Source organism: Streptococcus sp. A22, assembly GCF_043674215.1.
Classification (GTDB): Bacteria; Bacillota; Bacilli; order Lactobacillales; family Streptococcaceae; genus Streptococcus; species Streptococcus suis_V.
On record NZ_JBIMJQ010000003.1, the window covers coordinates 100,516 to 113,240 of the forward strand.

General features: G+C 43.8%; 13 protein-coding genes. 3 read left to right on the top strand and 10 right to left on the bottom strand.

The window, feature by feature from the left end:
* Window positions 1-69 precede the first annotated feature (69 nt).
* The gene (locus ACHBHN_RS02110; protein ID WP_105123499.1) at window positions 70-300 is read right to left on the bottom strand and encodes a DUF1797 family protein; all 231 of its coding nucleotides are present in this window, start codon (window positions 298-300) and stop codon (window positions 70-72) included.
* Between the two features lie 223 nt (window positions 301-523).
* On the opposite strand from ACHBHN_RS02110, the gene ACHBHN_RS02115 reads away from it, so the two are divergent.
* Window positions 524-2,776: an AAA family ATPase gene (locus tag ACHBHN_RS02115; protein ID WP_394733176.1), complete on the top strand. Its 2,253-nt coding sequence runs from the start codon at window positions 524-526 to the stop codon at window positions 2,774-2,776.
* Window positions 2,777-2,945: 169 nt separating this feature from the next.
* Here ACHBHN_RS02115 and ACHBHN_RS02120 read toward each other — a convergent pair whose 3' ends face one another.
* Window positions 2,946-3,944, bottom strand: a complete 999-nt coding sequence (locus ACHBHN_RS02120) for an MBL fold metallo-hydrolase (RefSeq protein WP_105110197.1) — start codon at window positions 3,942-3,944, stop codon at window positions 2,946-2,948.
* A gap of 156 nt (window positions 3,945-4,100) precedes the next feature.
* Between ACHBHN_RS02120 and ACHBHN_RS02125 the strand changes: the two genes are divergently transcribed.
* Together ACHBHN_RS02125 and ACHBHN_RS02130 are read left to right on the top strand one after the other, a co-directional pair.
* On the top strand, window positions 4,101-4,556 hold the full coding sequence (locus tag ACHBHN_RS02125; RefSeq protein WP_105123497.1) for an NUDIX hydrolase: 456 nt from the start codon (window positions 4,101-4,103) through the stop codon (window positions 4,554-4,556).
* A 62-nt stretch (window positions 4,557-4,618) separates the two neighbouring features.
* Window positions 4,619-4,927, top strand: a complete 309-nt coding sequence (locus tag ACHBHN_RS02130) for a DUF1827 family protein (protein ID WP_105110199.1) — start codon at window positions 4,619-4,621, stop codon at window positions 4,925-4,927.
* Between the two features lie 65 nt (window positions 4,928-4,992).
* On the opposite strand, the gene ileS is transcribed toward ACHBHN_RS02130, so the two are convergent.
* The 8 genes from ileS to ftsZ all read right to left on the bottom strand — a co-directional run bounded on the left by ileS (window position 4,993) and on the right by ftsZ (window position 12,713).
* On the bottom strand, window positions 4,993-7,782 hold the full coding sequence (gene ileS, locus ACHBHN_RS02135; protein WP_394733560.1) for an isoleucine--tRNA ligase: 2,790 nt from the start codon (window positions 7,780-7,782) through the stop codon (window positions 4,993-4,995).
* 13 nt (window positions 7,783-7,795) lie between these two features.
* Window positions 7,796-8,236, bottom strand: a complete 441-nt coding sequence (locus ACHBHN_RS02140; protein WP_105123562.1) for a GNAT family N-acetyltransferase — start codon at window positions 8,234-8,236, stop codon at window positions 7,796-7,798.
* 234 nt (window positions 8,237-8,470) lie between these two features.
* Window positions 8,471-9,151 (bottom strand): DivIVA domain-containing protein, encoded by a 681-nt coding sequence (locus ACHBHN_RS02145; protein WP_105110201.1) that lies wholly within the window; start codon window positions 9,149-9,151, stop codon window positions 8,471-8,473.
* An 8-nt stretch (window positions 9,152-9,159) separates the two neighbouring features.
* Entirely contained in the window at window positions 9,160-9,951 is a 792-nt protein-coding gene (locus ACHBHN_RS02150; RefSeq protein ID WP_105110202.1) for an RNA-binding protein, read from the bottom strand.
* Window positions 9,948-10,205 carry a YggT family protein gene (locus ACHBHN_RS02155; RefSeq protein WP_394733174.1) on the bottom strand — a complete coding sequence of 86 codons (258 nt, stop codon included), beginning with the start codon at window positions 10,203-10,205 and terminating at the stop codon, window positions 9,948-9,950. Before ACHBHN_RS02155 ends, ACHBHN_RS02150 begins: the two co-directional genes overlap by 4 nt.
* A gap of 6 nt (window positions 10,206-10,211) precedes the next feature.
* Entirely contained in the window at window positions 10,212-10,778 is a 567-nt protein-coding gene (locus tag ACHBHN_RS02160; protein ID WP_238140793.1) for a cell division protein SepF, read from the bottom strand.
* Window positions 10,779-10,780: 2 nt separating this feature from the next.
* Window positions 10,781-11,461, bottom strand: a complete 681-nt coding sequence (locus tag ACHBHN_RS02165) for a YggS family pyridoxal phosphate-dependent enzyme (protein ID WP_105123495.1) — start codon at window positions 11,459-11,461, stop codon at window positions 10,781-10,783.
* Between the two features lies 1 nt (window position 11,462).
* Window positions 11,463-12,713: a cell division protein FtsZ gene (gene ftsZ / locus ACHBHN_RS02170; protein ID WP_105110205.1), complete on the bottom strand. Its 1,251-nt coding sequence runs from the start codon at window positions 12,711-12,713 to the stop codon at window positions 11,463-11,465.
* Window positions 12,714-12,725: the final 12 nt, after the last annotated feature.

Genomic DNA, 12,725 nt, shown 5'->3' on the forward strand with positions numbered 1-12,725 from the left:
TGCAACATCCCTGTCTAAAATATTCATCATTTAAACTAAAAAGCACCCGAAGGTGCATTCTACTACTTATTAGTACAACAATTCGTAGATTTCCATTGCAATCAAGTCGATGCTGTCAAACGTATAGGTTTCACGAGCAGCAACATCACGCAAGGTATATACTGAACCATTTTCTTCATCGTAGCTGTAGGCAACTTCAGCAACGACAACACCTTCACGCTCAAAATTACGCTTGAGGGTACCACCATCACCCGCCATCGCTTCCAGACGATTGATGATTCTCACTAAGTGTGATTCCATAATCTTTCTCCTCTTCTTAGTATAGGTATATTTTACCACAAAGTAACTGAAAAGTCTCTTTTTTACACGTTTTTGTTGCATACACCCGCACATTTTTCTGCAAATAGACTAGCAAATAGCAATTTCTTGATTTTTTCCTAAAACTTGTTATAATTAAATTACATTTGACCTTTATTGACCATTTGAACAAAGGTCACATTTTTTCAAAGAAAGAGGTAGAATTATGCTCTGCAAAAACTGTAACATCAATGACGCAACCATCCATCTCTACACCAACCTCAACGGCAAACAACAGCAGGTCGACCTCTGCCACAACTGCTACCAAATCATGAAGACTGACCCCAACAACGCCATTCTCCGTGGCCTAGGCGACTTCAACCCTAACAACATGGATCCCTTCAGTGAATTTTTCAATCATTTGGGAGGATACCCTGACAACACACCAGCTGGACGTGACCGCAACCAGACACCTCCGACCCAGTCTGGAGGAGGGAACCGAGGCGGCGGCCGCTCCAATCAGCCTGGCGGAGGTATCCCGCAAGCACCGCAACAGCCAAACGGCCTCTTGGAAGAATTTGGTATTAACGTGACCGAGATTGCTCGCCGTGGAGATATTGACCCGGTTATCGGACGCGACCAAGAAATCACTCGCGTAATTGAGATTCTCAACCGCCGGACCAAGAACAACCCCGTCCTCATCGGTGAGCCCGGTGTTGGTAAAACGGCCGTTGTCGAAGGTCTGGCCCAGAAAATCGTAGACGGAGATGTCCCACATAAACTCCAAAAGAAGGAAGTTATCCGCCTAGACGTTGTTAGCTTAGTGCAAGGAACAGGTATCCGTGGACAATTTGAAGAACGCATGCAAAAACTAATGGAGGAAATTCGCAACCGTAAGGAAGTCATCCTCTTTATCGACGAAATCCATGAAATTGTCGGAGCAGGTTCTGCTGGCGACGGCAACATGGATGCCGGCAACATTCTCAAACCAGCTCTTGCCCGTGGCGAAATGCAACTGGTCGGAGCAACCACCCTCAATGAATATCGTATTATCGAGAAGGACGCCGCCTTGGAACGCCGCATGCAACCTGTCAAGGTTGAGGAGCCAAGCGTCGAAGAGACCATTACCATTCTCAAGGGCATCCAGGCTAAGTACCAGGACTACCACCACGTTAAGTATTCAGATCAGGCTATTGAAGCTGCAGCTGTCCTTTCCAACCGCTACATCCAGGACCGATTCCTGCCTGACAAGGCCATTGACCTCTTGGATGAGGCGGGTTCCAAGATGAACCTGACTCTCAATTTCATTGATCCGAAAGAGATTGACCAACGCCTGATCGATGCTGAAAATCGCAAAGCCCAGGCTACTCGTGATGAAGACTACGAAAAAGCTGCTTACTTCCGCGACCAGATTGCTAAATACAAGGAAATGCAGCAGGCGACTATCAGTGAAGAGGACATTCCACTCATTACTGAGAAGGAAATTGAGGCCATTATCGAGCAGAAAACCAATATTCCTGTCGGCGATTTGAAGGAGAAAGAACAATCTCAACTCATCAACCTAGCTAGCGACCTCAAGGCTCATGTGATTGGCCAAGACGATGCCGTGGATAAGATTGCCAAGGCCATTCGTCGCAATCGCGTCGGATTGGGTGCGCCCAACCGTCCAATCGGTTCCTTCCTTTTCGTTGGTCCAACCGGTGTCGGTAAGACCGAGCTTTCTAAACAGCTGGCCATCGAGCTCTTCGGCTCAGCTGATAGTATGATTCGCTTTGATATGTCTGAGTACATGGAAAAACACGCCGTTGCCAAATTGGTCGGTGCCCCTCCAGGCTATGTCGGCTATGAAGAGGCCGGGCAATTGACTGAGAAAGTGCGCCGCAATCCCTACTCGCTCATTCTCCTGGACGAGGTAGAAAAGGCCCATCCAGATGTCATGCACATGTTCTTGCAGGTCCTGGATGACGGTCGCTTGACAGACGGGCAAGGTCGGACTGTTTCCTTCAAAGATACTATCATTATCATGACCTCCAATGCCGGTACTGGCAAGGTTGAGGCCTCTGTCGGTTTCGGTGCTGCTATGGAAGGGCGGGCTCAATCAGTCCTCGGTCAGCTTGGTAACTTCTTCAGCCCAGAATTTATGAACCGTTTCGACGGTATCATCGAATTCCAGCCGCTTAGTAAGGATAATCTGCTTGAAATTGTCAGCCTCATGCTGGAAGATGTCAACAAGCGCTTGTCTGCCAACGGCATCAGCCTCCATGTGACAGACAAGGTCAAGGAAAAATTGGTCGACCTGGGCTATGATCCAAAAATGGGTGCCCGTCCGCTCCGCCGAACCATTCAAGACCAGATTGAAGATGCTATTACGGACTTCTATCTGGAACATCCAACGGAGAAAAATCTCCGCGCTGTCATGTCCAGCAAGGGAGACATTCAGATTAAGGCGCAAACCGTCGCCAAAGTCAAAGAAGTCTAAAGGGATACTCAGTCTAGTTTCGTCTATAAAAAGAAAACAGAGCCTGTTTCAAACGAACAGGTTCTGTTTTTGAAAGAGAAAAAACTAAATCATCGCGAACATCGAGATGATCGCAAGAGCGCCTATTTGCAACCAATCATCCTTGCCCGCCCTATAACTGATGAAGAAATCAATCAACAGGAGTGATGTTGGAACGCAATTTGACAAACTGTGCAACGCCATCTTCTATAGTCATAGTTAGATGTTCCGTATGCACCAAATAATCTAGGTGGGCCATGGTCTCACCGCTAGCAAACCATTTCTGAGCCTTTGGAAAGGCCTCCCAACTATCAGCCTTAATGCGCCAACTAATCCGTGCCGATACATCCCTGACAGTGACCTTTTCACCCTCCGAAATGCTATCTAAAATTTCCTGTAAACGTTCAAAATGATGGGTTTCTAAAACTCCAATCCGCTCCAAATGATTTTCAATAGGCTTACGATGGCCAGGCAAGATTAAACGCAGCGGTGTTCGTCTTAATTTATCCAGGGTTGCTAGATAGGTTCCTAGGATATTGGGATAATCCCATCCCCAAAAGGTAATATTAGGAGTAATCGGATCCAGAACCGTATCTCCGCCAATTAAGAGCTGTTTCTGACGGTCCAATAAACCGATGTGCCCTGGTGTATGGCCTTGGAGATTTATAATTTCAAATTTAAAGCCTCCAACCTTGAAATACTTGCCAATCTCAAGGATATCAAAAGGGACCTGACTAGGTAGATGAAACTTGAAACCAGGGTTGTCCTCCACAGCCATCTCATCCCTGGAGATACCATATAGCTGACGATAATCATTCATCCTGTCCCAATAAGGACCCGTTGCCATCTCATTCATCAAAATCCCATCCACACGACCAGCATAAATTTTAGCGCCAGCCTGATAAAACCTTGTCGCTAGCCCTGTGTGATCTGCATGGAGATGGGTCAAAACCAGGTCAACATCCTTCATTTCCAATCCTAATTCAGCCAATCCTGCTAACATAGCTTCAAAAGATTCTGGATGATTGTAGCCCGTGTCAATCAAGACCGACCTTTCCGGACTTTTTATCACGTAAACATGGATTTCTCTCAATGGACTATTGGGCAATACAATGGGAAAAGTATAAATATTTGGATAGATTTCCTTCATGAGCCCCTCCTTTTGTAATCGTTTTCCATAATCTAAGTATAGCACATTATAGAGCCTTGAAATTATTACACTTGATAACATCTTCCATAAGGAAAAATAATGAAAAAATGGTATAATGTTAACAATTCAAGCTCTTAAACATTAAGCGAGGAAAATATGGAACAGATTGCAGTATTTGGAGAAAAACAAGCAGGAGTCGACTATCAATTACGCCAGGGAGTCTATGCTGTTATTCCAAATGAAGAAAATGATAAGATTATCCTGGTTCAAGCACCAAATGGCGCCTGGTTTTTACCGGGTGGAGAAATTGAAAAAGGCGAAAACCAGCTCATTGCCCTGGAAAGAGAATTGATGGAAGAACTGGGATTTACAGCTGAAATTGGGCATTATTATGGTCAGGCGGATGAATATTTTTATTCCAGCCATCGAGATACTCACTTCCACAACCCTGCCTACATCTACCAGGTTAAAAGCTATCATCAAATCGGACAACCACTAGAAGATTTTAATCATCTTGCCTGGTTTCCCATCCAAGAAGCCCTTGAAAAATTAAAACGAGGTAGCCATAAATGGGGCGTGCAACAATGGATTTTAGATCAAAAAACACTATAAAAGACTAGTCAAATCTTGCTGATAGTGCTATAATGAAGCCATAGAGTTAGAGGAGGTTTTGCATGAAAATTATAAATACAACCAATAGCCATAGCCAGTTGGTTCAAAATCAACTTGCCAATACGGATGCATTTTTGGTAGAGACTTATTCTGCGGGAAATACTGATGTTATCTTCACTCAGGCTCCCCGCCACTACGAACTCCTCATCAGCAATAAATACCGCTCTGTCCAACAGTCAGAAATTGAAAAAATCCGTGATTTTTTCCTTCATCGCAAGATTGATGAACGGAAGATAAACAAAGCAGCCATCCGCACAATCCACACAGATAAATTGATTGAGATGTCCTTCCCAATCGTCAGCGAAATCTAAGAAACCAGAACGGTTTCTTTTTTTTAGACGAAAAAGCCTATCTTTCGATAGACTTTGTCATATCATTATGCCTCAAATCCAGTTGCTACTGCTTCAGCAAAGTTTTCTTCTACTACGCTAGCACAGTGGTCACAGATAGTTGCTCCATAGCTGCGCTCTGCAACACTAGTATCAATGCGTCGGCAACGGTCACACACTTCACCTGCTGCACGTTCTACTGCAAAGGCAACATCATCCACCACAAGTGCATTTTCAGGAGCTGCTTCCGTGGTTACTGTCAAGTTTGAAACGATGAGCAACTGAGCAAGGTCTGCATTCAAGCTCTTCAAGAAGGACTTGGTTTCAGCTGAGACATAAGCAGTCAGATGTGCTTCTAGCGATTTACCAATCACTTTAGCATTGCGTGCTTCTTCCAAGGCTTTTTGTGCCTGAGTACGGAAGACCATAAAATTTTCCCACTCAGCCAAAAGCTGCGCTTCATTGGCAAAGGTTTCCACCTCTGGCATTTCTGCCAATTGTACAAATTCTTCTACTTCGTGTTCCAAGTATGACCAGATCTCTTCTGCCGTGTGTGGCAAAATCGGAGTCAGGAGCTTGGTAATTTTCACCAAGATGTCATAGAAGACTGTCTGCATCTGGCGACGAGAAAGTGATTTAGCACCATCAATGTAGACGACATCTTTGGCAAAATCGAGGTAAAAGGCTGACAAATCAAGTGTTACAAAGTTTACTACAGATTTGTAAATAGCCATGAAATCATAGTTGTCGTAGGCTTCACGGATTTGAGCTACCAACTTGTTAAATTTCACCAAGAGATACTGGTCAACAGAACGAAGCTCTTCGTAGGCTACCGCATCGCTTGCAGGATTGAAATCAGAAGTGTTGGCAATCAAGAAACGAAGGGTATTCCGGATTTTACGGTAGGTTTCAGAAACCTGTCCAAGAATATCCATAGACACACGGACATCGTTTGAAGTATCAACGGATGTCACCCATAGACGCAAGATTTCTGCACCAAACTGTTTCTCAACATCACTTGGAAGGATGGTATTGCCTAGAGATTTAGACATCTTCATGCCTTTACCATCCAATACAAAGCCCTGTGACAAGATAGCTTTGTATGGGGCATGACCATTTACGGCTACAGAGGTAATCAAGGATGAGTTAAACCAACCACGGTATTGGTCAGAACCTTCTAGGTAGAGGTCTGCTGGGTAGGCAAGGTTTTCACGGGCGTTCATGACACCATTCCAAGATGAACCAGAGTCAAACCATACGTCCATGATATCTGTTTCTTTGGTAAATTCGCCATTTGGTGAACCTGGATGAGTAAATCCAGCTGGAAGAAGATCTTTAGCTTCTGATTTCCACCAGATGATTGACCCATGTTCTTCAAAGAGAGATGCTACATGGTCTGTTACTTCCTTTGTCATAATGGCTGTGCCATCTTCTGCGTAGAAGATTGGGAGTGGCACACCCCAAGCACGTTGACGAGAGATAACCCAGTCCCCACGGTCACGGATCATGTTGTAAAGACGTGTTTTACCCCAAGATGGATTGAAAGTTGTTGCTTCGATTTGATCCAAGATTTCCTGACGGAATTTAGAAACAGAGGCAAACCACTGTGGCACTGCACGCCAGATGATTGGCTTCTTGGTTCTCCAGTCAAATGGGTATGAGTGATTGATCACTTCACTAGCAAGAAGCAAGTCACCCAATTTTTCTTTGACAGTTGGCACAACCTTGTCATAGAATTGCCCTTCAAAATCAGGACCCGCAGATTCATTCATCAAGCCACGTTCGTTGACAGTTACAGCAACTTCCAAGCCATATTTGACACCGACATTGTAGTCGTCTTCACCAAATCCTGGAGCCGTATGGACGATTCCAGTACCTGAGTCTGTGGTAACATGGTCACCCAAGATGACCAATTCATCCACTTCTCTATCCCATGGGTGTTCGGTCACGATATATTCAAATTCAGCACCCTTGTGTTTTGAAATCACTTCGAAGGATTCCCAACCAAATTTAACTGCCAAGCTATCAACCAAGGCTTCTGCCAAGACATACTTACGCTCAGAACCAGCTGGTTGAACCAAGACATAGTCAATGTCTGCTCCCATTGTCAAACCGCGAGATGCCGTTACTGTAAATGGAGTCGTTGTCCAGACAACGATGTAGCTATCTGTATCCAAGAGTCCCTTGCCATCTTTGACCTTGTTAGCATAGTAAAGAGATGTTGAGTCAATGTCATGGTATTCGATTTCAGCTTCTGCAAGGGCAGATTCAGATGACCATGACCAGTAAACTGGCTTAGCCCCTCGGTAAATATAACCCTTGTCTGCCATAGCACCGAAAACACGGATTTGAGCTGCTTCATAGTCTTTAGTCAAGGTGATGTATGGATTTTCCCAGTCTGCAGAAACACCCAAGCGTTTAAAGTCATCCCGTTGTTTGTCAACCTGGCTAAGAGCGTAGTCACGGCACATTTCAAGATATTCAACCAGGTCCATTTCCTTGCGTTTGACCCCTTGTTTCGCCAAGACTTGCTCAATCGGAAGACCATGTGTATCCCAACCTGGTACATAAGGTGCTCGGAAGCCTGACATTGACTTAGAGCGAACGATAATATCTTTAGAAATCTTGTTCAAGGCATGCCCAACGTGGATATTTCCGTTAGCGTATGGAGGTCCATCATGAAGATGAAAGGCTGGCTTGCCTGCGTTGAGTTCTTGACGACGGGCATACAAGTTTGCCTCGTCCCAAGCTTTTTGCCATTCAGGTTCACGTGTTGGTAAGCCTGCACGCATTGGAAAGGCTGTTTGACCTAGATTGAGTGTTTCTTTTAATTTCATCATTTCTCCTTTTTTATAGGGTAATTACCATTTTTATTTCATGTCCAGTCATTCCAGCTGACTGGAAACCGAGTTTTTCTAAGATGTACCGCATTTTATGATTGCCGATGACATAGCTAGTGACTAGCTGGTGGCAAGAAAATGTTTGCCTAGCTAGGACCATTACCTGTCGAATAACCTCCTGGCCGTAGCCCTTGTTTTGATAGGATTTATCAATCAGCAAGCGCCAGAGCAAGACCGTTTGCCTGTCCTTATCTACCGAAAGGAGGACAAAACCGACAATCCTTTTGCCAAGACGAACAGCCAGGGGATAGAGCCTCTCTTCCTCTCGATAAAGCCAGGCTTGAGCAAGCGAATACTCCACCGGAGCCACTTTACGCTTGTCTTCCTCTGCCAGACTTAAATCTAGCACGGCATCAAAATTTTCTTTCGTTACTTCTTCTAATCGTATCATAAGCATCAAAAAAACTCCCGCCAATAAGGACGAAAGTTCGTGGTACCACCTTAGTTTAGACAGAGTTTCCCCTATCCCTCTACGTTCGTAACGTGAACAGACGTTTTCCCCTACTTGAGTTCAAGGAAAAATACGCAAAATGATAACTCCTATTGAGTGAGTACAAGTCTTCCACCGTCACCTGCTCGCTAAACCTATCAATATTCGTTGTGTTTTTGCTTCATCAGTATGTAATTAGTCTGCTGATTGTTCCAATTCTGCTTCAATAGCAGCTGCCTGGCGATTGAGTTCAGCAATTTCTTCAGCTGTAAGCTGGCGAGTATAATCAAGGTTTAACTCTTCCAACTCCACATCTTCATCAATCGCTTTAACCAGGACCTCACGGAAAGCTTCGTCACTTGTCTGCAAATAAGACGCCGTTGGTTGGAGAATTTCTTCCCACTCAGCGTTATTTACAAGGGCAAGCTGGCTTTCCAAAGTAGAGCGAAGACGTTGATGGAAAACACGTGTCTTGTTCTTCAACTCCTCAGTCTCTACTGCAACCTTCTTAGCATTGTCTGTCGCCAAACGAAGTATTTCATTTGCCTTCTCTTTGGCTTCGTTGAGAAGATTGTGCGCATCATATTCAGCCTGTTGCTTAATATTAAAGGCGCGCTCTTCCGCTGCTGCTTTTACACGATCAGCTGTATCCTGGGCAATCAAGACAGATTGGCTCAACGATTCCTTCATCTGATCGAAGTAAGTGAGGCGTTCGCGCAAGGCTTTCAATTCTGCTTCGTGCTCTTGCTTCAGACGAACCAATTCCTCATAATCTCTGGTGACAATGTCCAAAAACTCATCAACTTCATCAGCATTATAGCCTCTGAATTTTGTCCCAAAGGTCTTATCTTTTAATTCAAGTGTTGTTAAGGCCATATTTCCCCCTATACTTTTGTCACTTCTATTTCTATTTTAAATTTCCCCTGCTTGGATGTTCCGAGCAGGTCTACCAATCGGAATCTTCCGAAGCCACGCACACTAACCAATTGACCTATTTCAAGAGTTTTTGAGACCTGACTAATTTCAGCATAGTCAACCTTGACCTTGTTTGACTCAATTAGCTTCACAACTGCTGAACGAGATAGTTGAAAAGCAGCAGCTACTAATTTATCCAATCGCAAACTGGAGGCCAGAATGACCCTCTTGTCAACCTGGATATGGTGCTCCAAGCACACTGATTCAGCTGTCCGCATCTTCCATTTTACAGGAACCTTGGCAATCCTTTCAACATCCATTAAGAGAATGGTGCTAAATTTTTCATCAATAAACAGGAGAATTTCCTGATCATTGATAAAAATATCTCCCAGAAATTTCCGCTGAATACCCAAACGATTTAAGAGTGTTCCTAAAATCTGCGAATGACTAAGCTGATGAAACTTTCTGTTAAAATCAACTTCTAAAATCGAAATTTCATAGTCAGCAAACTCTGGCAATTGATCGCTTGTTGAAATAATGAGCCTGCTATATTCCGTCGGAAGATGATGCCCACTCGAATGAGCAAAGAGATTAAACTTCCCGGCAATTGCTTCAATAATCATGACCTGTCTTGGATTAAGAAAATCTGTCAACCTGTCGATGGAAGTCCTATCTACAAATTGACACATTTCATAAATCCGCTCAACAAAATCTTGCTCCGACTTTTGATAGTGTTGCAGGATGACTTGCCTATCCTTCATAAAATTACCAATCCTATTAGAATTCTCGATAAGATTTGAAGAGACAGATAGGCCACCAAGATAGTGAAATCGAATCCACCAAATTGTAGGTTCAATCTTCTGAACGGTATCAAAATGGGCTCAACAAGCCATCTAATTGGTTGACCAATCCTAGATTGGACAAGAGCTGGAAACCAAGTCATGAGTGCATAAATCAATAAAATGCTTGCATAGACATCAATAGCCTTTAGCAGGATTTGTACTAGTAACCACATGATGTCTTACCGCTTCATATCGAAATCGAACTGCCCGTCCAAATGTTGGCCAGAGTTCACATTTCTCAACTCATCAATATTTACCCGAACATTAACCGGGGTCAATAGCCACATAGAATTGGAAACCTTTTTAAGATTTCCGGCCAAGACTGACCGAGCCCCATCCAGATAATCCAAACATCTCCTAGCTTGCTGCTCTGTCATAAATTGGAAATCAATTAAAATACTTGCATTTTCTAACAATAGATTCACAATCTCAGGTGCATCTTCGTATCGCTTAGGAAACTTAATGTCGATGGTTGTCTTCTTCTCTCTCTCAGGACCATTGATTGCGAGCAATTCTTGCTGCCGTTCATTCAACCGTTGAATATTGGCAACGGATTCCGAAGAATGACTCCCAGTTCCTCTTCTTTTTTCCAATGGTAAAGCCTGCTCTCTTGTAACTTCTTTCTTAGCAACTTGCAATTTGGGCTGTTCATTGGGCATTTGATGGCCGGTTGAATCTTCTAATTCAGCACTATCATCCACTTCAAAGTAGGTGAAAAAATTTTTAAATGTATCTCTGAATGCCACTTTTACTCTCCCTTACTAAAAAATGCTGTCCCAATGCGAACAAAAGTCGAGCCCGCCTCAATTGCTTCCTTGAAATCTCCACTCATTCCCATACTTAATTCCGTAAAAGGCATATTAGGGAGATTCAAATTTGCTAATCTTTCTCTGATTGCGTTTGTTTGATGAAAAATTTGACTGAGCTGTTCTTTATCAGCATTGATAGGTGCCATGGTCATGAGACCGACCAATCTTACCTTATCTAACCTACCCAATTCAACCAATGCCGGTTCAATCCCTTCCTCGTAAAAACCATGTTTTGATTCTTCTTTAGAAACATTGACCTGTAAAAAACAGTTGATTGGTTTCTTTGCCCGTTTTTGAATTTCCTCTGCTAACTTAAGAGAGTCTAAGGCATGGAAGTAATCAACAAAATTGATAACATCCTTGACTTTTCTTCTTTGCAGGGTTCCAATCAGATGCCAGCTTACTGCCTGGTCTTTCAGGGCATGGTACTTATCGAGAAACTTGTCCACCCGATTTTCCCCAATATCTGTCACACCAGCTTCAATCAATTCTCTAGTAATAGAGCTGTCAACATACTTTGTGACAGCTATTACCTTTACCGATTCTAATGGGCGACCAGCTTCCAAACAGGCTTGTTCAACTGCTTGGCCCACCCTTGCAACGTTTTCTTTTATGGTCATACTAGCGATTTCTGAAGAATGGTGGAGTGTCTAACTCATCTTCATCTTCTTCGACTGTAAATTTCTCAACCGAAATACTAGGACGTGCTTCAAGCTCAGAAGATTTCAACAAATTCTCGCGACGTAAATCCCATTCACCAAATGCTGAAGCTTTTGGAACTTCTGCTTGTTGAACAGAAGAAGGAGTTGGTGCCGGTGTTGAGGTGTAGTCAAAGCGAGCCGCAGAACGGGCTGCAGAAACGACCTCAGGACGGTGATGTTTGGTTGTACCTGATGGCGATGTTTTAGCAGAAGGTCCATCCTGACGAACACCTGTCGCAACAACGGTTACGCGGATTTCATCTTTCATCGATTCATCGATTGATGTACCCAACCAAATGTTTACACCTTGACCGGCTGCCTGATGAACGATTTCTGAAGCTTCTTCTGCTTCTGTCAAGGTCATATCGTAACCACCGGTCACATTGACAATGACATCGTCAGCACCATCGATAGTTGTTTCCAATAATGGTGAATAAATCGCCTTGCGAGCCGCCTCAATGACACGGTCCTCACCAGTACCGATACCAATACCCATAAGGGCGTTGCCTTTATTTTCCATCACAGTCTTCACATCCGCAAAGTCCAAGTTGATCAAACCTGGGTTAGTGATGAGGTCTGTGATCCCTTGAACACCTTGACGAAGGACATTGTCTGCTTCACTCAAGGCTTCCAAAAGCGGAGTTTTCTTATCAACAATCTCAAGGAGGTTGTTGTTTGAAATAATCAAGAGAGTATCTACTTGCTCACGCAGACCATCAATACCTTCGATAGCAAAGTTACCACGCTTGTTTCCTTCGAAACCAAATGGGCGAGTTACAACTGCTACAGTAAGGGCACCCAACTCTTTGGCGATACGGGCGATAACTGGTGCAGCACCTGTACCAGAGCCTCCACCCATACCAGCTGTAATAAAGACCATATCTGCACCTGAAAGAACTTCTTTCAGAGTTTCTTCGCTTTCCTCAGCAGCCTTACGACCAACTTCAGGTTGACCTCCAGCACCAAGACCACGAGTTAACTTAGGTCCCAATTGGATGACTGTTTCAGCTTTTGAACTGCTCAAAGCTTGAACATCTGTGTTAGCCGCAATAAATTCTACGCCAGCTACACCTTCTTCAATCATGCGGTTGATAGCATTTCCGCCGCCACCGCCGACACCAATAACTTTAATTACAGCACCAGTATTTGCCGTTTCAAATGAAATTGTCATAGATTATTTACC